This window comes from Noviherbaspirillum sp. (genome assembly GCF_035654295.1).
Classification (GTDB): Bacteria; Pseudomonadota; Gammaproteobacteria; order Burkholderiales; family Burkholderiaceae_D; genus Noviherbaspirillum.
The window spans coordinates 1-21,916 of the sequence record NZ_DASRXF010000124.1 but is presented as its reverse complement, the minus strand read 5'-3'; the positions used below and the strand labels follow the sequence as shown (position 1 = coordinate 21,916).

Annotated in this window: 18 protein-coding genes and 1 pseudogene; 11 read left to right on the top strand and 8 right to left on the bottom strand. The window is 65.0% G+C overall.

Going from position 1 to position 21,916, the window contains the following annotated elements:
* Nucleotides 1-102 precede the first annotated feature (102 nt).
* Both VFF99_RS12725 and VFF99_RS12720 read right to left on the bottom strand, forming a co-directional pair.
* Nucleotides 103-2,280: a TonB-dependent siderophore receptor gene (locus VFF99_RS12725; protein ID WP_325018427.1), complete on the bottom strand. Its 2,178-nt coding sequence runs from the start codon at nt 2,278-2,280 to the stop codon at nt 103-105.
* A gap of 175 nt (nt 2,281-2,455) precedes the next feature.
* Entirely contained in the window at nt 2,456-3,499 is a 1,044-nt protein-coding gene (locus VFF99_RS12720; RefSeq protein WP_325018425.1) for a Fe(3+) ABC transporter substrate-binding protein, read from the bottom strand.
* 247 nt (nt 3,500-3,746) lie between these two features.
* Between VFF99_RS12720 and VFF99_RS12715 the strand changes: the two genes are divergently transcribed.
* The 6 genes from VFF99_RS12715 to VFF99_RS12690 all read left to right on the top strand — a co-directional run bounded on the left by VFF99_RS12715 (nt 3,747) and on the right by VFF99_RS12690 (nt 12,586).
* On the top strand, nt 3,747-6,755 hold the full coding sequence (locus tag VFF99_RS12715; RefSeq protein WP_325018423.1) for a bifunctional diguanylate cyclase/phosphodiesterase: 3,009 nt from the start codon (nt 3,747-3,749) through the stop codon (nt 6,753-6,755).
* Between the two features lie 112 nt (nt 6,756-6,867).
* Nucleotides 6,868-7,221 (top strand): c-type cytochrome, encoded by a 354-nt coding sequence (locus VFF99_RS12710; RefSeq protein ID WP_325018421.1) that lies wholly within the window; start codon nt 6,868-6,870, stop codon nt 7,219-7,221.
* Nucleotides 7,218-8,606: a D-arabinono-1,4-lactone oxidase gene (locus VFF99_RS12705; RefSeq protein WP_325018419.1), complete on the top strand. Its 1,389-nt coding sequence runs from the start codon at nt 7,218-7,220 to the stop codon at nt 8,604-8,606. Before VFF99_RS12710 ends, VFF99_RS12705 begins: the two co-directional genes overlap by 4 nt.
* A complete protein-coding gene (locus tag VFF99_RS12700) occupies nt 8,606-9,880 on the top strand; it encodes an alanine racemase (RefSeq protein ID WP_325018417.1) in 1,275 nt (424 codons plus the stop codon). The genes VFF99_RS12705 and VFF99_RS12700 overlap by 1 nt, the downstream gene beginning before the upstream one ends.
* 71 nt (nt 9,881-9,951) lie before the next feature.
* A complete protein-coding gene (locus tag VFF99_RS12695) occupies nt 9,952-11,235 on the top strand; it encodes an acetyl-CoA C-acetyltransferase (protein ID WP_325018415.1) in 1,284 nt (427 codons plus the stop codon).
* A gap of 7 nt (nt 11,236-11,242) precedes the next feature.
* Entirely contained in the window at nt 11,243-12,586 is a 1,344-nt protein-coding gene (locus VFF99_RS12690; RefSeq protein WP_325018414.1) for a 3-oxoacyl-ACP reductase, read from the top strand.
* On the opposite strand, the gene VFF99_RS12685 is transcribed toward VFF99_RS12690, so the two are convergent.
* On the bottom strand, nt 12,583-13,188 hold the full coding sequence (locus VFF99_RS12685) for a TetR/AcrR family transcriptional regulator (protein WP_325018412.1): 606 nt from the start codon (nt 13,186-13,188) through the stop codon (nt 12,583-12,585). The genes VFF99_RS12690 and VFF99_RS12685 overlap by 4 nt on opposite strands.
* Entirely contained in the window at nt 13,185-14,030 is an 846-nt protein-coding gene (locus tag VFF99_RS12680) for an SDR family oxidoreductase (protein ID WP_325018410.1), read from the bottom strand. The genes VFF99_RS12685 and VFF99_RS12680 overlap by 4 nt, the downstream gene beginning before the upstream one ends.
* A gap of 141 nt (nt 14,031-14,171) precedes the next feature.
* Here VFF99_RS12680 and VFF99_RS12675 point away from each other — a divergent pair, with 141 nt between their 5' ends.
* A complete protein-coding gene (locus VFF99_RS12675; RefSeq protein ID WP_325018409.1) occupies nt 14,172-14,630 on the top strand; it encodes a CBS domain-containing protein in 459 nt (152 codons plus the stop codon).
* Between the two features lie 9 nt (nt 14,631-14,639).
* Here VFF99_RS12675 and VFF99_RS12670 read toward each other — a convergent pair whose 3' ends face one another.
* Nucleotides 14,640-15,422 carry a glucose 1-dehydrogenase gene (locus VFF99_RS12670; RefSeq protein ID WP_325018407.1) on the bottom strand — a complete coding sequence of 261 codons (783 nt, stop codon included), beginning with the start codon at nt 15,420-15,422 and terminating at the stop codon, nt 14,640-14,642.
* Between the two features lie 106 nt (nt 15,423-15,528).
* Here VFF99_RS12670 and VFF99_RS12665 point away from each other — a divergent pair, with 106 nt between their 5' ends.
* Complete coding sequence (locus tag VFF99_RS12665; protein WP_325018405.1) at nt 15,529-15,654, top strand: hypothetical protein; 126 nt, start codon at nt 15,529-15,531, stop codon at nt 15,652-15,654.
* Between the two features lie 290 nt (nt 15,655-15,944).
* Here the strand turns inward: VFF99_RS12665 and VFF99_RS21315 are convergent.
* A pseudogene (locus VFF99_RS21315) lies at nt 15,945-16,382 on the bottom strand (CBS domain-containing protein); the annotation flags it as partial.
* 180 nt (nt 16,383-16,562) lie between these two features.
* Here VFF99_RS21315 and VFF99_RS12655 point away from each other — a divergent pair.
* The gene (locus VFF99_RS12655) at nt 16,563-17,018 is read left to right on the top strand and encodes a hypothetical protein (protein ID WP_325018401.1); all 456 of its coding nucleotides are present in this window, start codon (nt 16,563-16,565) and stop codon (nt 17,016-17,018) included.
* On the opposite strand, the gene VFF99_RS12650 is transcribed toward VFF99_RS12655, so the two are convergent.
* Nucleotides 17,015-18,046, bottom strand: coding sequence for an isocitrate/isopropylmalate dehydrogenase family protein (locus VFF99_RS12650; protein WP_325018399.1), 1,032 nt, complete (start codon nt 18,044-18,046; stop codon nt 17,015-17,017). The two genes, VFF99_RS12655 and VFF99_RS12650, sit on opposite strands and share 4 nt — an antisense overlap.
* A gap of 171 nt (nt 18,047-18,217) precedes the next feature.
* Here VFF99_RS12650 and VFF99_RS12645 point away from each other — a divergent pair, with 171 nt between their 5' ends.
* Nucleotides 18,218-19,681: an alpha/beta hydrolase gene (locus VFF99_RS12645; RefSeq protein ID WP_325018397.1), complete on the top strand. Its 1,464-nt coding sequence runs from the start codon at nt 18,218-18,220 to the stop codon at nt 19,679-19,681.
* A gap of 279 nt (nt 19,682-19,960) precedes the next feature.
* The gene (locus VFF99_RS12640; protein ID WP_325018395.1) at nt 19,961-20,260 is read left to right on the top strand and encodes a hypothetical protein; all 300 of its coding nucleotides are present in this window, start codon (nt 19,961-19,963) and stop codon (nt 20,258-20,260) included.
* A gap of 52 nt (nt 20,261-20,312) precedes the next feature.
* Here VFF99_RS12640 and VFF99_RS12635 read toward each other — a convergent pair.
* Nucleotides 20,313-21,916: DNA translocase FtsK (locus VFF99_RS12635; protein WP_325018393.1), on the bottom strand; the 1,604-nt coding region annotated here is incomplete at its 5' end.

The following is a 21,916-nucleotide window of genomic DNA, read 5'->3' as shown; positions in this document are numbered from 1 at the left end:
GTCCGGCCGTCGGCCCAGGGGGCCCGGGCGAGGACTTCCCTCGCCCGGCGGACTTCATCCTTCGACAAGACGTTTTTCAGATGAAGGAGCATGCTGAATAACTTAGAAACGTGCCACCAGCGTCAGCAGCGCCGTGCGTGCCGGGCCGCTGATCGAGAAGCCCGGATACAGCTGGTCGCCGTAGGTGCGGTTGGTGACGTTGTTGACGTTGAGCTGCGCGGTCCAGGTTTCATCGATCACATATTCCGCCATCAAGTCGCCGACCACATAGCCCGGTGCCTTGGCGGTCGTGCTGGCAGCGCCGGTCGTCCCTTGCAGCGGACGGTTGACGGAGGCACCGTGGATGCCGCCGCCGACGCGCAGCTGCGGGGTGGCCTGGTAGCTCAGCCACAGTGCGCCGGTATGCTTGGGCGTAAGTCCGACCGGCGAGCCCACCACGGCCGCTTGCGCGCTGCCGATGGCGTCGATGGTCGCCTTGTGCAGGTAGGAATACGACATGTAGACCTCCCACTTCGGCGCCAGCCTGCCGACGACGTCGAATTCGACGCCGGTGGAATGGCGGCGTCCGGACAGCAGATAGGCCTGACCGGCGAAATCGGAATCGGTGGTGCGCTCGTTGTATTTCTCGGTGCGGAACAGGGCCGCACGCGTAGAGAGCTTGCCGTCCAGCCAGTCCAGTTTCGCGCCGAGTTCGATGTTGCGGCTCTTTTCGGGCGGCGTGTTGGCGTTCTGCGGCGTCACGTACTGGTAGGTGTCGGCCGCGGTGTTGAACGAGGTACCGTACGAAAGGTGGAACGAGGAGGCGCTGGTCGGCTGGTACAGCACGCCGGTGCGATAGCTGACCGGCGACTCGGACAGGCTGGATACGGTGCGCGTGGGCACGCCGGCCGCCGAGTAGGTGATCTGCTCGAAGTCGCCGCTGAAGCTGTCGAAGCGGATGCCGCCGAGCACCTTCCACGCGGGTGCGACCTGCACCACGTCCTGCAGGTAGGCGCCGAAGGACTTCGCCTCGTAGGCGCTGGTCGGGCGATACGTCGGCAATACGCCGAGCGTGGTGCCGTCATTGGGCGTGCCGACCAGGGTGATACCCTTGTCGAAGTTGGTTCCCACCACGCCGGCGGCGCCGAAACGGTCCGCCTCTTCATAGGCCGCGTCGATACCGGCGAGCACCGCGTGCTGCACGCCGAACCAGTTGAACTTGTCGCTGTAGTCGCTCTGTGCGTAGGTGCCGCGGTACTCATCCTTGCGCGGCGCCAGACCGTTGCGCTGCAAGCGGGTTGCCGCGCTCAGGCTGGCTGTGGTGGCGGTTGCGTCGAGGAAGCGTGCGCGGCTGCTCCATTGCGCGCGGTCGAACTTGCCGCTGCGGACTTGCGTGCGCAGCTCCGCGCCCTCGCCGAAGCGATGGATGTGGGCGAAGTTGGCGTAGGTTGCCTTGCCCAGCATGTAATCGCTGCGGGTGCCGTAGAAGTTGCCCGCTTCGATGTCGGGAACGGTGCCGCCGAGGTAGGCGATGCCGGCCTGGGGGATGTTGTCCGTATCGAGATGGAACAGGCCGATATTGAATTCGTCGCGCGTGCCGATGCCCCAGCTGAAGCTCGGCGCGATGCCGTACTTGTCGATTTCCGCGCCCTTGTTGTCGGCCACATGGCGCATCACGTTCAGGCGCAGTGCCGCATCCTCGCCGGTCTTGAAATTGAAGTCGCCGGTGACGCGCTTGTTGCCGTGGGTGCCGACCGTGGTCGCCACTTCATGCTGGTCGGCCAGGAAGGGGCGCTTGCTGACCTGGTTGATCACACCGCCCGTCGAGCCCCGCCCGAACAGCATGGACGCGGAGCCGCGCATCACTTCGACGCGGTCATAGTTGAAGGTATCGCGGTCGTACTGGGAAGGATCGCGCATGCCGTCGATGAGGAGGTCGCCGGTGGTCGCCACCGGGAAGCCGCGCATGCGGATGTCCTGGTCGGTGCCGTTTTCGGTGGCGGCGAAGGTGATGCCGGCCGTGTAGTGCAGCGCCTCGCGCAGGGTGGACAGCTTCGCGTCGTCCATCAGCTTTTCGGTCATCACGGTGACCGACTGCGGGATGTCCTTGATGTCCTGCTGGCCCTTGCCGATGCTGGTGGTGGTGGTGCGCACCGATTCCTTGCTCTGTGTTTCCTTCACGCCCTTGACGTTCACCGCCGGCAAGACCTGTTCCGGCGCCGCGGTCTGCGCGATGCTGGACATGGAGACGGCAAACATCATCGCGCCCAGCGGCAGCCCGGCGAGACGGCGTTCGGGCATCGGGCGCTGCGGCGCGTCAGCCAAAGGAGGGGTTGCGGAAACCTGGGGTTTCCCGTTCTTTTCTTGCATTGCCAATCCTCGAAGTGTTTCGTCTGGCTGGCTATCGAGTGAATGGCTGGCGGCGACGGTTGATGTTGGAGGACGCCGGCATCCGGCGCCCCGATCTGAAAAATGCTTACTTGTAGCCGGCGCGGTCGAGAATTTTTTGCGCGGCCACCTGGTTCTTGCCGATGGCGGTGACGTTCACGTTTTCCGCCTTGAATTTGCCCATGCCCTGCAGCGCCGGGTTCTTCACTGTTACGGCGGGAACGGCGGGCCATTCGTTATTGCCGTTGGCGAAGTAGGCCTGGGCTTCGTCGCTGGTCAGATATTCGAGAAACTTCACCGCCGCCTCGCGGTGCGGCGCGTTGCGCGCGACAGCGCCGCCCGCGACGTTGATATGTGTGCCGGTCGTTTCCTGGTTCGGCCAGACGAAGCCGACCTTGTTGATGGCCTCGCGGTCTTCGGTGCGCGGCGAACGAAGCATGCGGGCGTAATAGTAGGAATTCGCCAGCGCGACGCCGCACTCTCCCGAGGCCACGCCGTTGATCTGGTCGGTATCGCCGCCGCGCGGCGGACGGGCAAAGTTGGCGACCATGCCCTGTGCCCATTTTTCCGTCGCCGGCTCGCCGTTACGCTCGATCATCGCGCCGATCAGCGACAGCATGTACGGATGCGAGCCGGAACGCGTGCAGACCTTGCCCTTGTTCTTCGGGTCTGCCAGCGATTCATAGGTGGCAACATCCTCGCGCTTCACGCTGACCTTGTTGTAGACGATGATGCGCGCGCGGGTCGAAAAACCGAACCACTGCGCGCCCTGACCTTCGTCGCCGCCGCGCAGGTTCTGGGGAATGCGCTCCTCCAGCACTTTCGAACGCACCGGCTGGAACAGGCCCTCCACCTGCGCGCGCCACAGGCGGGCGGCGTCGACCATCAGAATCACGTCCGCCGGGCTGTTGCGGCCTTCGGTCCGCAGGCGCTCCAGCAAGGCATTGTCGTCGGCTTCGATGCGGTTGATGCGGATGCCGGTCTGCTTCGTGAACTGGTCATAGAGCATCTGGTCGGTCTGGTAATGCCGTGCCGAATAGAGGTTCAGGACGTTGTCTTGGGCGTGGACGGAAGTGCCGGCCGCAACGGCCAGGAGAACTGCCGCCGCAACATACCGCAGGGAAATGCTCATTCAAATCCTCAGTCAAAAAAGGCTCATCGCCCGGAATCCGCGCGGAGATTGCAAAAACGCGCAAATCAGAATGATAACGATTCTCATTATACATAAAATTAATAAACCTTGCTCTTATGTCGGGTATATGAAACCGCAAACGCATTACGAGATTCTGCATTCGCCGTGCATTTGAGCTACAGCAAACGCCTCGGCCTCCGCCGTCGCAGACTCGTTTCGGGGAGGACATCGCCAAGAGGAGCAGCGGATGCTGGATACACACAATGCTCAACGCATGCGCCGGCGCCTGCTCGTGCTGGCGGTGCTCTTCCCGGCGCTTTATCTTGCGTCCACCCTCGCTTCCATCGTGCAGGACTACAACAGCACTTTGCGCACGGCGGAATCGGATGCGGCACGCATTTCGAAGGCGCTCGGGGAACATGCCAACCGCGCCTTCGGCGAGGCCGACCGGCTGATGCAGAACGCGGCGGCGGACATCCGCGAAAACGGGCTGAGCACCGGCCCTCTCCCTGAAGCCGCGTTGCACAAGCTGCTCAAGTCCTATTCGAACGCCCTGCCCCAGTTCCTAGCCATCAACGCAGTCAACGCCGAGGGCGATATCGTGGCGAGCGGCCTGAGGCATCCTGTCCCGCACGCCAGCGTTAGCGACCGCGACTACTTTGCTTTTCACAAGGCGGCGCGAAGCGATGCGGTGTACGTGTCGCGCGCCGTCAAAAGCCGTACCAGCGGCCAATGGGTGTTCACGATCTCGCGCAGCATCCGGGCCCGTGACGGTTCGCTGCATATGATTCTCGTCGCCGGCATGTCGATCGCCTATTTCGAAAGCTTCTACCGCTCCCTGAACCTCGGCGCCGACAGCCGCCTGCTGCTGGTGCGCCGGGACGGCTGGGTGCTGGTCGAAAGCCCGCTGGCGGAGAAGGCGCTCGACAAGAACATCGCCGGCGCGCCGCTGTTCGACCACTTCCGCAATGCCCCCGCCGGCTCTTACCATGTGGACGCGGGCGCCGTGGACGGCACATCGCGCATCGTCGGGTACGCGGAATCGGCGAATTTTCCCTTCCTGTCGGTCGCATCGATTTCCAGGGACGATGTGCTGGCGCCCTGGGCGCGACGCATGCGCCACTCCCTGGCATGGGGCGCCGCCTCGGCCGCGCTGATGGTCTTGCTGATCGCGATGCTGCGCACGCAACTCGTTTCCCTGCTGCAGACGCAGGAAAAGCTGGAAGACAAGAACAAGGTCCTGGTGCGCTCCGAACGGCGTTTCCAGCAGCTCGTCAATGGCATCGACGGCATTGTCTGGGAAGCGGAGTATCCGAGCCTGCGTTTCCGCTATGTCAGCAACAGTGCGGCCAAGATCACCGGTTACCCGTCGGAGGAATGGCTGCGCGACGAGCGCTTCTGGGAAATACATCTGGGAACCGCCCGCGAGCAGGTGCTCGACGCCATCCCCACCCTTCCCTCCTACATGGAACACCGGCTGGTCCATCCGGACGGGCATGAGGTATGGCTGCTGAACCACCTCGCCATGTCCGATGCGGACGGCAACCCCACCCTGCGCGGCGTGATGGTCGACGCCACCGAACGCAAGCGCGCATACCAGGAACTCGAACTGGCCGCGAAAGTATTCGAGAGCAGTCTTCTGGGCATCATCATCGTGTCGCGCGAGGGAACGATACTGCGCGTCAACAAGGCGTTCTGCTCACTGCTGGGCTACGCGGAAGAGCAGCTCGCCGGCGCGCCGGTATCTACCATCGCGCACGACTTCAACCGCCCCCAGTTCTTCGAGACAGTGAAGGCATCGCTGAGGGCAACCGGCACATGGCAGGGAGAGTCGCATGCCAGGACGCAGGCCGGGCAGGAGCTGATCCTGCTCAACAGCATGACGGTGGTGCGCAACAAGCACGGACGGACATGGGCATTCATCGTGATCTGCAAGGACATCACCGAGCAGCGCGCCTCGGAACGGCAGCTCTACCAGATGGCCCATTACGACCACCTGACCGGGCTTCCCAACCGGCAAACCTTCGCCGACCGCATCCAGCATGCAATCCCGACCGCCGAACGGCGGCAGACCCGGCTGGGATTGATGTTCCTCGATCTCGACCACTTCAAGACCATCAACGATACCCTGGGCCACGTAATCGGCGACCGGGTGCTGTGCTGCGTCGCCGAGCGCATCAACGCCTGCCTGCGGCAGTCGGATACCGTTGCCCGCGTCGGCGGCGACGAGTTTGTCGTGCTGCTGGAGGAACTCGACGACGCCCGCCCCGCCATCGAGCATATTGCACAAAAGCTGTGCGCGTCGGTTTCCGAATCGATCCGCATCAACGGGATGGAGCTCTACGTCGGCCTGAGCATCGGCATCAGCCTGTATCCGCACGACGGGCGCGACAGCGAAACCCTGATCCGCAATGCCGATACCGCGATGTACCGGGCCAAGCTCTCCGGCCGCAACTGCTGGCGCTTCTTCAACGAATCGATGGCCCGCTCCGCCTCGCGCCGCATGGAGCTGCGCATGGCGCTGCGGCACGCGGTCGACCGCGATGAAATGGTGATGTACTACCAGCCGCAGCGCAGCCTGCACACCGGCGACATCATCGGCGTGGAAGCGCTGCTGCGCTGGCAGCGCCCCGGCATCGGGATGATTTCGCCGCAGGAATTCATTCCCATCAGCGAGGAAAGCAGCCTGATCATCCCCATCGGCAACTGGGTGCTGCACCGCGCCTGCGAGCAGGCGGCGTACTGGCTGCGGGAAAGGAAGCTGAGGCTGCGGGTCGGCGTCAACATCACCGCCCGGCAAATCCTGCATGAGGGCTTTGTCGCCGAGGTGCGGTCGGCGCTGGAGCGCACCGGCCTCCCGCCGGACCTGCTGGAGCTGGAAATCACCGAGGGTTCGATCCTCGAAAACATCGAGGAAACCGTCGCCAAGCTGAACCAGCTCAAGGCGCTCGGCGTGACGGTGGCGATCGACGATTTCGGCACCGGTTACTCGTCGCTGTCCTACCTGACGCAGCTGCCCATCGACCGCCTGAAGATCGACCAGTCCTTCGTCAGGGATACCCCTGCCGACAGTCATTACTGCGCGATCATCCGCACCATCATCGCGATGTCCGACAACCTTGGATTGTCCGTCATCGCCGAGGGCGTCGAATCGGACGAGCAGTCGGCCTTCCTCCGCGCAGAGGGCTGCGACGAAATCCAGGGCTACCTGTTGTCGCCGCCCAGGCCGGCCGAAGCGCTCGCAGAACTGCTGTAAGCCGGGCCTGCCGGGTTCAGCGATTGGCTTCCCAGGCCAAGCCGCGGCCCGCATAAGCGTCCCCAAACCGCTAGAGAATCTTCCTATCGAGCGCACTACGAGAGGAAGACCAATGCGACTGAACATGCTGGCGCCGGTCATCGTGGCACTTGCCGCCTGCGCCGGCAACGGCAAGCCCGCCGCGGCCGATATCGCACGCGCGCAAGCGCTGCGCCCGGACGACGCACGCCTGGCGGAACGCTATGAGCGCTCCTGCATGGGCTGCCACGCCGTCGATGGCAGCGGCGCGCCGCTCACGGGTTTCGCGCCGCAATGGAAGCCCCTGGCCGGCAAGGGAATGGAACAACTGGTCGACCATGCATTCGAAGGATTCAAGGCCATGCCCGCCCGCGGCCTGTGCAACGATTGCAACCGGGACGATCTGCGCGACCTGATCCGCTTCATGAGCGGCGGAGCGGCGGCATGAAACGGACAACTCTGCGCCGGCGTGCATTCCTGAAAGCCGGCTTGGGCGGACTCGCAGCCGGATATGGCGCCCGGCTGTTCGCCGCAACTGCCCAGCCCGATCCGCCGGCCCCATCCTTCACCTGGCGCAACTGGTCGGGCCTGCAGCACTGCAAGGCGCAGGCGCTGGCAACGCCGGCGGATGAAAGCGAGATTGCCGCGCTGCTGCGGCAGGCAGGCGGGCCGGTGCGTTGCGTCGGCTCGGGCCATTCATTCAGCCCCCTGGTGCCGACCGAGGGCACCCTGCTCGCGCTGGACCGGCTGTCCGGCGTCGTCTCCGTCGATACCGGTGCGGGCACGGCCACGGTACGCGCCGGTACGCGCCTGAACGTCCTCTCGCGACAGCTCGACCCGCATTACCTCGGCTTGCGCAACCTGCCGGACATCGACATGCAGACTCTGGCCGGCGCCGTCAGCACCGGCACGCATGGCACCGGCGCCGCCCTGCCCGCGCTGCACGCGGACGTCCTGGCGCTGCGCATCGTCACGCCGCAGGGCGGCATCATCGAATGCGACCAGCGCCGCCACCCGGACGTCTTCGCGGCGGCGCGCGTCTCGCTCGGCTGCCTGGGCGTCATCACGCAGATGACATTGCGCGTGGTGCCCGCCTATAACCTGCAGCGCCGCGTCTGGCTCAAGCCCATCGACGAGCTGCTGCCGCTTGCGCCGGAACTGGCGGCGCGGCACCGCAATTTCGAGTTCTACTACCTGCCGTTTACCGGATACGCGGCGGCGATCACGTACGACCTCTACACCGGCAACGATGTGTGGATGCCGCCGCAGCAGGATGAGGATGCGCTGCGCGACCTGCGCCGGCTGCGCGACTGGCTCGGCCGCTTTCCCGAGCTGCGACGCTGGGCCGCCGCGAGGCTGATCGATGGGGCGCCCCCCGAAGAAGCGCGCAACCGCTCCTGGCGCCTTCTGTCGACGACGCGCCGCACGCGCTTCAACGAGTCCGAGTGCCATGTGCCGCGGGAAGCCGGCATCGCCTGCGTGAAGGAAGTAATACGCACGCTGGAAAAGCGCAACGAGGTGTTCTTTCCGGTGGAGTTCCGCTATGTGAAGGCCGACGATGCCTGGCTCAGCCCTTTCTACCAGCGCGACAGCTGCTCCATCGCCGTCCATGCGGCCCATGACGAAGCCTGGAACTACCTGCTGTCCGACATCGGCCCGGTCTTCCGCAAGTACGGCGGCCGCCCGCACTGGGGCAAGCTGCACGACTTCACGGCGCGCGAACTGGCGCAGTTGTACCCGCGCTGGAAGGATTTTCATGAAGTCCGGCAAGGGTTCGATCCGCGCGGCCGCATGCTCAACCCGCACTTGCGCACGCTGTTCGGAGCCGCCTGATGCCTGCCGGCCGCCGCACTTTCCTCGCAGCGCTCGGCGCGGGCGCGGGCGCCGCCCTGCTCGCCTTCCGCCCCAGCGATGCCGGCGCACGGCACTCCGCGTATTTCGAAGGAATGTCGCGGGCGCTGGCCGCAGCGGGCATCGCCACGCCGACCATGGTGATCGACCGCGAGCGCATGCTTGCCAATACGCAGCGCGTGCTTGCGCATATCGGCGACAGAATGCGGCTGCGCCTCGTCGCCAAGTCCCTGCCCAGCCTCCCGCTGCTCGATCAGCTCATGCAAGGCGCCGCCACGCACAGGCTCATGGTATTCAGCCTCCCCGCCTTGCAGCGGCTCACCGCCGAACGTCCCGGCACAGAACTCCTGCTCGGAAAACCCCTGCCTGTGGCGGCGGCGGCACGCTTTTACGATAGCGCCGCGAACAAGGGCTTCCGTCCCGAGCGCCAGTTGCAATGGCTGGTCGATACGCCGCAACGGCTGGCGCAGTATCGCTCGCTGGCGCAGGGCCGCGGCCTGCAGATGCGCCTCAACATCGAAATCGACGTCGGGCTGCACCGGGGCGGCGTGGAGAGCGTCCGGGACTTGCAGGAAATGATCGGCATCATCGTCTCGGAACCCCGCCTCGAACTCGCAGGGCTGATGGGATACGACGCGCACGTCGCCAAGCTGCCGGACATCCCCGGCCTGCGCGAACGTGCGCTCGCCGAATCCAAGCGGCGATACGCCGAATGCGCGTCGCTTGGGCGCAAGGCAATGCCGCACGGTGCACCCGCCTGCTTCAACACCGGCGGATCGCTGACCTACCGGCTGCACGACGGCAGCGGCGACGCCAACGAACTGGCCCTCGGTTCCGCACTGCTCAAGCCGAGCGATTTCGATGTCCCGTTGCTGCACGACCTGTCGCCCGCCGCCTTCATCGCCGCCCCCGTGCTCAAGGCAGGCCGCGAATTCGTCCTGCCCTACGGGGTGGAGACCATCGGCGCAATTGCCTCCGCATGGGACGTCAACCAGCGCCAGGCCTACTTCATCTATGGCGGCAACTGGCTGGCCGATCCGGTCTCCCCCGCCGGGCTGGCGGAGACCGGCCTGTACGGCACTTCGTCGAACCAGCAGCTGCTCGTCGGCTCCGGCGTGCAGGGATTGCGGCCGGACGATTTCGTCTTCCTTCGCCCGCGCCAGAGCGAAGCCGTGCTGCAACAGTTCGGCGACATCGCCGTTTTCGCGGACGGACGCATCAGCGACTGGTGGCCGGCGCTCCCGGCTGGAACATAGGCAACCCTATTGCGACATAAGGGGGCCTATGCTACGATCCCCGGCACCTTCCCCAACCGAGGACAGAGCTCATGCACCATGGCGCCGCTCGCCGCGTCGCGATCGTCGCGGCCAACCGCATCCCCTTCGCGCGCTCGAACACCGCGTATTTCAAGCTCGACAACAAGACAATGCTCACCGACACCCTCCGAGGTCTCGTGCAGAAGTGCCAGCTGCAGGGCGAGATGCTGGGCGAGGTAGCGGGCGGGGCGGTGATGAAGCATGCGCGCGACTGGAACCTCGTGCGCGAATCCGTGCTCGGCAGCGGCCTGCATCCGAACACGCCCGCCTACGACATCCAGCAGGCCTGCGGCACCGGGCTGGAGGCGGCGATCCTGGTGGCGAACAAGATTGCCCTCGGGCAGATCGACGCAGGCATTGCCTGCGGCACGGACACCACCTCGGACGCGCCGATCGCGGTGAGCCGCGGCATGCAGCGCACGCTAATGGCGATGAACGCGGCACGCAGCAGCGGCGCCAGGTTGAAGGCCGCGCTCGGCCTGGTCAATCCGAAGCATCTCGTGCCCGAGATTCCGGCCAATGCCGAGCCGAGGACAGGCAAGTCGATGGGACAGCATGCGCAGATCACCGCAAACCGCTATGGCATCAGCCGCGAAGCGCAGGACGAGCTCGCGCTCGCCAGCCATCGCAATCTGGGCAAAGCGTACGATGAAGGCTTCTTCGACGACCTTGTCATGCCCTATCACGGGCTCTCCCGCGACAATGTCCTCCGTGCCGACACCACGCTGGAAAAAATGGGCAAGCTCGGCCCTGCCTTCGACAGGAATGGCGGCACCATCACGGCGGCCAATTCCTCGCCGCTCACCGACGGTGCGTCCGCCGTGCTGCTGGCCTCGGAAGAATGGGCGCGGAAAAAGGGCCTGCCCATCCTCGCCTGGCTCGCCGCCGGCGAAGTCGCCGCCGTCGACTTCATCGACGAGCGCGAAGGCTTGCTGATGGCCGGTGCCTATGCCATTCCGCGCATGCTGCGCAAGCACGGGCTGGCGCTGCAAGACTTCGACTTCTACGAGATCCACGAAGCCTTCGCCTCCGTGGTCCTGTGCACCCTCGCCGCATGGGAATCGGCGGAGTTCTGCCGCGACAAGCTTGGCCTCGTCCAGCCATTGGGCAGCATCGACCGGGCGAAGCTGAACGTGAAAGGCAGTTCCATCGCAACCGGCCATCCCTTCGCCGCCACCGGCGGACGCATCGTTGCCACGCTGGCGAAGATCCTGGACCAGGCCGGCGGCGGGCGCGGCCTGATCTCGATCTGCGCCGCCGGCGGCCAGGGCGTGACCGCGATCCTCGAAAAGTAGGCATACCATGTCCGACATCCTGATGTCCCTGAACCGCAATCGCGCGATTGCCCCCATCGTCAAGGCGCTCGGCCTGCCCAACCCGGTTCCGCTGGCGCGCGCCGAGGGCGGCTATGAGGCGCAGCCTTTCGCGGGCAAGATGGTGATCCTCGGCCGCTCGGAGAACGGATACGCCGCGGAGCATCTGCAGGCAGCCCTCGAAAACGGCAGCGCCTCACTGTCCGATTCCGGCGATAACATCGACATTTTTGTGCTCGACGCCACCGGGTGCCGGGCGCCGTCCGACTACCGCGTGCTGTACGACAGCTTCCACCCGGTGATGCGCCGCATCGCGCGCAACGGCCGGGTATTCATTGCCGCGCCGCTGCCGGATGAAGCGGACGGCCCCGTGGCGTCTGCGGTAGCGCGGGGCATCGAAGGCTTCAGCCGCGCACTGGGAAAGGAACTGGGAAAGAAAGGGATTTGCGTCAACCTTGCCTACGTTGCGCGCGACGCCGTCAGCCGGCTTGAAGGGCCGGTCCGTTTTTTCTGCGGCAAGCAGACGACCTATGTCAGCGGGCAAGCCGTCAGGGTCACTTCGCTTGCCGCAAAGCCGGATGTATTGCCGTGGACGCAGGCGCTCAAAGGCAAGGTCGCGCTGGTCACCGGCAGCGGGCGCGGCATCGGCATGGCGACCGCGGAAAGGCTGGCGCAGGAAGGTGCGCAGGTGGTCTGTCTCGACATCCCTTCGGCCTCGGACGCGCTGCACGATACCTGCATCCGCATCGGCGCGATTCCGCTGGTGATGGATATTGCCGAAGCCGATGCACCGCGACGCATCGCCGCCTTCTTCAAGGACAGGTTCGGCGGACTGGACATCGTCGTCCACAACGCCGGTGTGACGCGCGATCGCACGCTGGCCAACATGAAAGAGCATTACTGGGACATGGTGGTGAACGTCAACCTCGCGGCCATCGCGGCCATCGACGACGTGCTGCTCTCGCAGCAAGTGTTGCGCGACGAGGGACGCATCGTGTGCCTGTCCTCCATCAGCGGCATTTCGGGAAACATCGGCCAGACCAATTACGCCGCCTCGAAGGCCGCGCTCATCGGTTACGTGGCGGCGCTGGCGCCGCAGGCGGCCGCGCGCGCCATCTGCGCCAACGCGGTGGCGCCCGGATTCATCGAGACCGCGATGACCGATGCCATGCCCTTCATCCCGCGCGAAGTCGGGCGGCGGCTGAATTCACTCCTGCAAGGGGGAAAGCCGCGCGACGCCGCCGAACTGATCGCCTTCCTGTGCACGCCTGGCGCCTTCGGCATCAGCGGACAGACGATCCGGGTGTGCGGGCAAGGTCTGATGGGTGCCTAAGCATCCGGTGCCAGCAGCAGCTTCTTCGTGAAGCCGAGCAACCGCTTGCGCGCCTTGTCGTCATAGACCTCCCAGAGCAGCGCCTGGGAAATCTGGAAGCTGTACACGAGGAAAGCCTTGTTGGCCGCCTCGGCCTTGCTGAAGCCTGCCTGCTGCAAGGCGCCGGCATAGTAGGCAAGCCGCTGCTCGTCAACCTCGCGCACCGCCTGCCGCGCCATCTCGTCCCTGCGCGCCCAGGCGCGGATCGCGAACTCGACCATGGCCGCGCGGCGCGCCGTCTCGCCGTGGAAAGGAAGCGACAGGATGTCGTGCATCGCCTGTTCCAGCGTCAGGTCGCCGTAGGCGCGCACCACCTGCGCCGTCGTGCTTTCATGCCATTTGCCGAGCACGCCGGCAAGCAGTTCGTTGCGATCCTTGAAGTGATGGTAGAAGCTGCCGATCGTAATGCCGAGATCCTTGGCCAGCGCTTCCACGCGCACGGCATCGATGCTCTTGCTCACCAGCAGGCCGATGGCGGCGTCGATCCAGTCGTCCCGCGTGAGGATGCGCCGTGTCCGTGGCTTCGGTTGTGCCTCGTTCGCCTGCACTTCGGGTTTGCTCATGTGACGGATTCCTTGCCCAGTTCGGCATCCAGGCCAAAGCGGCGCGACAGGATACGGTCCAGCGTGCGCGTGGGCAGCCAGCGCTTGAGCGCGGGCATGAGCGTGCTTTTGGGCCCGAGCCGGATCACCGGCGGCGGGTCGGATGATTCGAGCCGCGCAACCAGTTCGCGCGCGAAGACCTCGGCCGGCATCGCGTTTTCCTGCGACACGTTGGCCCGGCCCTGGATCTGCGCCTGCAGCGGCTTGTACAGGGAATTGGGCGACAGTCCCACCGCCGATTTCGCCGCGGTCTGTCCGAACTGGGACGCAATGCCTCCCGGCTGCACCGTCACCACCCTGATCCCCAGCGGAGCGAGTTCCATGCGCAACGCATCCGAAAGCGCATTGATGGCCGCCTTGGAGGCGCAATAGGCACCGGCAAAGGGCGTAGCGAGCACGCCGGAGACACTGCTGACGTTCACCACCGTCGACCGTCCCGCCGCCAGCAGCCGCGGCAGCAGCGCCTGGATGATCGCGAGGTTGGAAAACACATTGGTTTCGAACTGCCGCCGCAGCTCCGGCAGCGGCATCTCCACCAGCGGCCCCATCGCACCATATCCGGCATTGTTGACCAGGACGTCGAGCCGGACCTGCTCCCGTTCCAGCGTCGCGCGCAGGGCAGCGATGCTGGCGGCGTCATCCACGTCCAGCGCCGCAACGCGCATGCCCGCTGCTTCCAGCCCGGCAAGCGATTCGACGCGCCTTGCGGTGGCGTACACCAGGTATCCGCGGCGGCAGAACTCTTCCGCGAGCGCACGGCCGATGCCAGTCGAGCATCCGGTGATCAGGACGGTTTTCTTCAAGGCCCCACCTCCATGGAATGATGTCGGCATAGCCTACACTATCTTCACCGTGGCCGGAATGCATCGCGGCCGCGCAAGGAAACTCCGCGGCCCCGTCCTTATCCAATTGCCTGTCGACCAACCAGATAATTGGAGAACACCATGAAACCGATCTCTCAGATAATGACCCGGGACGTCAGCGTCGTATCGCCCGACGACAAGCTGCTGCGCGCCGCGCAGCTGATGCGCGACCTGGACGTCGGCGCCCTTCCCGTCTGCAACGGCAAGCGCCTCGTCGGCATGATCACCGACCGCGACATCACCATCCGCGCGGTGGCCGAAGGCCAGGCGCCGGACAGCATGAGCGTGTCGGACATCATGAGCGACCAGGTCTTCTGGTGCTTCGAAGACCAGACGGCGGGCGAAGTCCTGCAACAAATGGGCGATCAGCAGATCCGGCGCGTTCCGGTCATCAGCCGCAACATGGAGCTGGTCGGCGTGGTGTCGCTGGGCGACCTTGCCACCGCGCAGAATGTCGATACCGATGCCACGCTGGGCGATATTTCCGCCCCTGTGCCGCCTGACCGCCCGAGCACTGGCAAGCAGCCGAGCCAGCATTGAGCGAGTGAGCTAGGCGCCCTGCCCCTGGAACAGCATCAGGGCGCCATCCACCACGATGGTGGTGCCCTGGATGTAACGCGCCTGCTCCGAGGCAAGGAATACGGCGACGTGCGCGATTTCCTCCGGCTTCGCCGCCCGCTTCATGGGAATCGATTGCACCTGCTGCTTCTCAGCCTCGGGGTCGTCCATCGCCTGCTGGTTCATCGGCGTGAGCACCATCCCGGGCGCGATGTTGTTGACGTTGATGTTGCGCTCGGACAGCTCCAGTGCGAGCGTCGTGGTGAGATTGCGCAGCCCGCCTTTGGAAGCGTCATAGCCGGCCGCGCCGGCGCGCGGGATTTCCTGGTGCACGCTGGTGATGTTGATGATGGTGCCGTGGCGTCCCGAACCTTCGATGCCCCGGATGAACTCGCGGCAGTAATAGAAGGGACCGGAAAGATTGGTCCGGATAACGAGGTCCCAATCCTCGTCCGTCATGTCCTTGACGTGCTTTCCCGTCGCGTCCACGCCGGCGTTGTTGACGAGGACGGTGGGCAATCCGATCGATTGGAGCACGTCCTGGAACAATTGCCGGACGTTCTTCGATTCCCGCTGGTCAGCCTGGAACACCGCCGCCCTGCGCCCCGCCGCTTCCACCTCGCGCGCGGTCTGCTCGGCACCGTCGCGGTCATGCAGATAAGTAATGACGACATCCGCGCCTTCGCGTGCAAAGGCAATGGCGGTGGCCTGCCCGATCCCTGAGTCTGCACCGGTCACGACGGCGAGTTCGCCGTTCAGCCTTTTTGCTTCCATCTCATCCTCCACAGCGTGTCCGAACCATAGCGGCAACGGGATGAAACCTTCCCGTCGTGCCGTGCACTAAGAAGATTCGTGCAACCTGAATCCGAATGGAGGACACATGGCAGCCAACACCAAGAACAAGTATCCCGCCGACAAGACGGGGACGAAGTACAGCGAGTTCAAGAACACGAAGAGGACGCCGCCCGGCAAGACACGCGACCAGAGCGGCAGCAAGTCTTCCTGAACCGGGCAGGCTCACGCCGGCGGCAGTCCGTCTTCCTGCAAGTCCTGGCCGCCGACGCCGAAATTGCGCTGCGTGTCACCGGTATTGCCGGAGCGCTTCGTTCCGCCGGCGTCCACAACCGTCGTGCGCGGGTCGCCGCTGGCGCCTCCGGAGATACCGTGCTTGAGGCTGCCGCCCGTCTCTCCGGCATGCGGCAGCTCAACACCTGCCTCACGGGACGAACCGGCATGGGCCGGCACCTCGCCGCTGCGTCCGGCAACCTGTTCCGGCGGAATGTAGGGCCGCACCGGGCGCGAAGGCGACGACACCGATTCCAGCACTTGCTCCACATCCTCTTTCGCCGCGCCATCGGGCGTCCTGGTCGCCACATCGCCGAGCGAAACGATGCCGACCAGCCGGTGCGCCTCATCGTGGGAAACCACGGGGATGCGGCGTATCCGGCTGTCGGCCATCTGTACCATCACATCGTCCAGCGGCTGGTCCTCGAAGCACCAGCGCACATCGGTGCTCATCACTTCGTCGACATGCACCTCCTGCGGCGAGCGTCCGGCGGCGGTGGCTCGGATGGTGATGTCGCGGTCGGTCACCATGCCTACCAGCCGCTCGCCGTCGCATACCGGCAATGCGCCGACATTCATTTCATCCATCAGCTGCGCAGCATGCTGCACGCTTTCCTGCGGGGCGACGACACGGACATCGCGGGTCATGAAATCGGAAACCATCTGCATTGCTATCCCCTTTCATCGAGAACGTCATCCGGTGTTCGATGAAGTGCCTGCAACGAAGTTCAGGAAGAATAGAGGGAGGATGCACCGGCACGTCCTTTACCTGACGTATGCGGACAGGCGCGGCTCGAACTATTTGCGCTGCCGGCCCTCGTAACATCGAATGCGGAAATGGGAGCAGCCATGAGAGCCCGGACGACGATCAGGATCGATGACATCGAGTATGCGCTCGACGACGAATTTCTTTCGCAGGTGCTGGAGACAGCGGTGGAAGGCGCCTGCTCCTACTGGGCCGACGTGAGCGCGGATTCCGAGGGGGATGATGCCGGCGCCGACGGCGTACGGGACTTCGACGTCGGCGATTACGTCGAAGACAGCGACGAGGCCGATGAAGGCAGCCGCTTCTACAAGTCAGCCAGCTTTCTTGTTTCCGAGGATCCCGCTCAGGGCGGCACGCTCGATCTGCACGGCATCGCCGATGCGATCGAACGCATTGCCGACGGCGAGGTGCAGGTCCCGCCGGCGATCCGCGAGCTCATCCTTGCCGCCGTGCAGGAAGACGACGGCACGGCAATCGATGCCGAAGCGGCCGACTGCATCGTGCAGATCGGCCTGTTCGACGAGATTGTCTTCAGCTAGGCCACGCGCTTGAGCAATGCCGCGGTGAATTCCGCGGTCGAGGCGCTGCCGCCGAGGTCGCGCGTGCGCACCTTGTCCTCCAGAAGCGTCGCCTCTATCCCGCTGCGCAGCCGCGCGGACAGATCCTGCCTGCCGACGTGGTCGAGCATCATCGCCGCCGCCAGCATCAGCGACACGGGGTTGGCCACGCCCTTGCCCGCGATATCCGGCGCCGATCCGTGCACCGCTTCGAAGATGGCGGCCCCGTCGCCGATGTTGGCGCCGGGGGTCATGCCCAGCCCGCCGATCAGGCCGGCCAGCTGGTCCGACAGGATGTCGCCGAACAGGTTGGTACACAGCAGCATGTCGAACTGCCAGGGATTGAGCACCAGTTGCATCGCGCAGGCATCGACGATGCGGTCGTCCACTTCGACGCGGCCGGCGTACTCCTGCGCCACTTCGCGCGCAGCCTCCAGGAAGATGCCGGTCAGCGCCTTCAGCACATTGGCCTTGTGCACGATAGTGACCTTCTTGCGCCCGTTCTTCACGGCATACTCGAAGGCGAAGCGGGCGATGCGGCGGCAGCCTTCGCGGGTATTCACGCCGGTCGAGACAGCCACGGCGCGCGGGTCGGCGCCAACCGGCACGAAATATTCATGCGCCACGTACAGGCCCTCGATGTTTTCGCGCACCAGCACAATGTCGATGTTTTCGTAACGCCCGGGAATGAGGGTCTTGGCCGGGCGCAGGTTGGCGTAGAGCTTGAACTCTTCGCGCAGGCGCACGTTGACGGAACGAAAGCCGCCCCCGACCGGCGTTGTCAGCGGCCCCTTGAGCGCAAGGCGGTTGCGCCGGATGCTTTCCAGCACGGCCGCCGGCAACGGGTCGCCGGTGGCATCGACCGCGGCCATGCCCGCGATCTGCGTTTCCCACGCAAAGGGCGCACCCAACGCATCCAGCACCTCCACCGTCGCCTTGGTTACTTCCGGTCCGATCCCGTCGCCCGGAATGAGCGTTGCCGGTATCCGTTCCGCTGATGCTGTTCCCATCGCCTTCTCCTTGTCCTGGTTGCCGTAAAGAATCATGCGAGCGTAGCACTGCTAAGCTGTCAGCACGCTTACAGCCGGCAAGTCTTTGACGATTGTCAGCCCTTGTCTGTCTCGCCGGATCGAATTCGCAGCCATTGCCTCAATACCAATAACCTGCTTCGGAGGCAAACAATGAAAAGAACAACGGCGCTATTCGCCGCCATCCTTCTTCTTGCCGGCTGCGGCGGCAAAGACGAGACGCCGGCAACGGACACGGCAGAGGCACCGCCGCCCTCGGCCCCGGCACCCGCACCGGCCGCAGGCGCGCAGCCCGTCCGCCTGCAGGACGCACGCACCTATACCCTCGATCCCGCGCACCTGCCCTTCGGCCCCATGCCCGGCGTGACAGCGGAAACCGACCGTTGGCACGGCGTGCTCAACGGCGCAGGCTACCGGGTCGAGGTGCCGAAGAACTGGAACGGCCGCCTCGTGCTGTATGCCCACGGATATGAGGGACTGGATCCGGTGCTGAAGGTTTCCGACATTCCCATCCGCCGACATCTCATCGAGAACGGCTATGCCTGGGCCGCGTCCAGCTTCAGCAAGAACGGCTACGACGTGCGCACGGCCATCGAAGACACCAATGCACTCGCCCTCGCCTTCACCGCAATTTCCGCGCAGAACAACCGTCCCCTGCCGGCGCCGTCGAAACTCTATATCGTCGGCGCCTCGATGGGCGGACATGCCGCCGCGGCGGCGGTCGAGCGCGAAACGCTGGAGACGGCCAACAACAAGGTGCGCTACAACGGCGCGGTGCCGATGTGCGCCAACGTCGGCGATACCGACCTGTTCAGCTACGCCACCGCCTACCAACTCGCGGCGCAATACCTGGCCGGCGTGCCGGCGACGAGCTTCCCGGTCACCGATTTCGCCAGCAAGGAAGACCGGATCAAGCGCGAACTGTGGCGCATCTTCCCGGCGGTGCCGACCGACCAGGGGCGCAAGCTGATGCAAGCCTTCATCAGCCTCACCGGCGGGGTGCGGCCGATCGCGGAGGACAGCTTCAGGCTGAAGCCCATGCAAGACCCGGTGTGGCGTCGCTTCGGCGACGACGGTACGCTTGACGGCATCCTCGCGAGGAATATCGCGGACACCACGGGCGTGGTTTACCAGCTCGATGGCGATCCGGCGCTATCCCCGGAGGAACAGGCGATGAATGCCAACATCCTGCGCGTGCAGGCCGTCCCGGATGCGAACCCGCGCAGGAGCGACGGCTTGCGCTGGGTGCCGAAGGTGAACGGCGAGTTCGACGTGCCGGTGGTGACTTTGGCGGGCCTGGGCGACCTGTTCGTTCCGTTCAGCATGCAGCAGATCTACAAGCGGCGCGCCATCGCGAACGGCAGCGACCGCTGGCTGGTGCAACGCGCGATCCGCGCGCCCGCCCACTGCGATTTCACGGTGCAGGAGCAGGTGGAAGCCTTCGAGGCGATGGTGACGTGGGAGCTGGGCGGAGCGAAGCCGGCTGGCGACGAGGTGCTGGATCCGGCGGCGGTGGCGAGTGGGAATTACGGGTGTGCGTTCACGAGGAATGACGAAGGCCCCGACGATCCCGACGGGCTGGGATTGCTGCGCGACATCCTCCCGTCGTGCCCGTGAGTGGCGACGGAGAGCTGAACTGCTCCTTCCCCCTTTAAGGGGAGGGATCTAGAGCCGCGGTTGGTCATCGGCCAACTGGATGCCTTCAGTAGTCTGCACGCCGCTAACACTCGGCAGCGATGTTTCTTTGACACCAGCCCAGAGTTTTTTATTTCGATTCAAAGACTTAAGCAAAAAAACCCACCTCACCCCCACCCTGGCACACTCCTCGCAATATCTCCATCGAACGCGACGAAACGCGCTTCGCAACCAACCCAACCACTTTTAGGAGATTGACCCATGACCCTGCTGATCAAAGACCTCGCCATCGCTTCCGACCTCGACCGTGCTGCCATGTCCGCTGTGCGCGGCGGCTACTACAAGGGTGCGTCCGCCCCTTACATGCCTGACTTCTGCAAGCCGAGCTGGGGCATGCCGACGTCCTACGCCCCCGAGAGCAAGTTCTCGTTCGACGCGTCGCAAATGATCGGCCAGTCGCAGAACGTCATGAACAACAACGGCAACAACGTCGCCTTCGCCAGCGGCATCACGTCCACCGTGAACCCGACCCAGTCGGCCAACAACAACATCAACTTCTGATCGAGCGCATCGAGACAGGCGAGGCGGGGGCGAAAGTCCCCGCCTTTTTGCGTCAATTCGAGGAAGGCGGCACCAGCACGTCGCGGCTGCCGTTGGACGACATCGGCGAGACGATGCCCGCCGTTTCCATCTGCTCCACCAGACGCGCGGCGCGGTTGTAGCCGATCCTGAGCTGGCGCTGCACCGCGGAGATGGATGCGCGCCGGCTGCGCACCACGAAGGCGACGGCTTCGTCGTACAGCGGGTCGGACTCGGCGCCCGCTTCGCCGAACAGGTCGCCGCCCGCCTCTTCGCTCGGCGCACCGGCCAGGATGGCCTCCTCGTACTCCGGCTCGCCGAACTGCTTCAGGTATTCCACCACGCGATGCACTTCCTCGTCGGACACGAAGGCGCCGTGCACGCGCTGCGGATAGCCGCTGCCGGGCGGGAGGAAGAGCATGTCGCCGTGGCCGAGCAGCGTTTCGGCGCCCATCTGGTCGAGCACGGTGCGCGAATCGATCTTCGACGACACCTGGAAGGCGACGCGGGTCGGGATATTGGCCTTGATCAGGCCGGTGATCACGTCCACCGACGGCCGCTGCGTGGCCAGGATGAGGTGGATGCCGGCGGCACGTGCCTTCTGCGCCAGGCGGGCGATCAATTCCTCGATCTTCTTGCCGGCCACCATCATCAGGTCGGCCAGCTCATCGATGACGACCACGATGGTCGGCAGCGTCGATAGCGGTTCGGGCGCGTCGGGCGTCAGCGAGAACGGGTTCTTCACCAGCTTGCCCGCCGCCCTGCCATCCTTGATCTTCTGGTTGAAACCGGCGAGATTGCGCACGCCGAGCGCGGACATCAGCCGGTAGCGTTTCTCCATCTCGGCCACGCACCATGTCAGCGCGTTGGCCGCCAGCTTCATGTCGGTGACGACCGGTGCAAGCAGATGCGGGATGCCGTCGTAGACCGACAGTTCCAGCATCTTCGGATCGATCATGATCAGACGCACGTCTTCCGGCGTCGCCTTGTAGAGCAGCGACAGGATCATCGCATTGATCGCCACGGACTTGCCGGAGCCGGTGGTACCGGCAACCAGCATGTGCGGCGCGCGCGCAAGATCGGTCACGACCGGCGTGCCGGTGATGTCCTTGCCCAGCGCCAGCGTGAGCTGCGAGCGCGCATTGCGGTAGGCACCGGAGGCGAGCATTTCGGACAGCTGGATCATCTGCCTGCGGGAATTAGGCAGTTCCAGCCCCATGCAGGTCTTTCCCGGAATGGTTTCCACCACGCGGATCGAGGTCAGGCCGAGCGCGCGCGACAGGTCCTTCATGAGGCCGACGATCTGCGCGCCGCGCACGCCGACCGCCGGTTCGATCTCGAAACGCGTGATGACCGGGCCGGCGGAAGCGCCAAGCACCGTGGCCGGCACCTTGAATTCCTTGAGCCGCTGCTCGATCAGCTGGCCGGTATCGGCCAGCTCGGTGGCGGAGATTTCAACGACGTCGTCGGGATGCTTGTCGAGCAGGTCGAGCCCGGGCAGGTCGACATCGATTTCCGCGGGCGGCTGGAACGCAAAGGGTTCTCCCGCCGGGATGCGGGGCGGCGGCGGAGTTTCCGCCATCGGCGCGGGGGACGGCGCAGGCGGCTGCCAGGTGTTCCACACCGGCTCTACCCTCT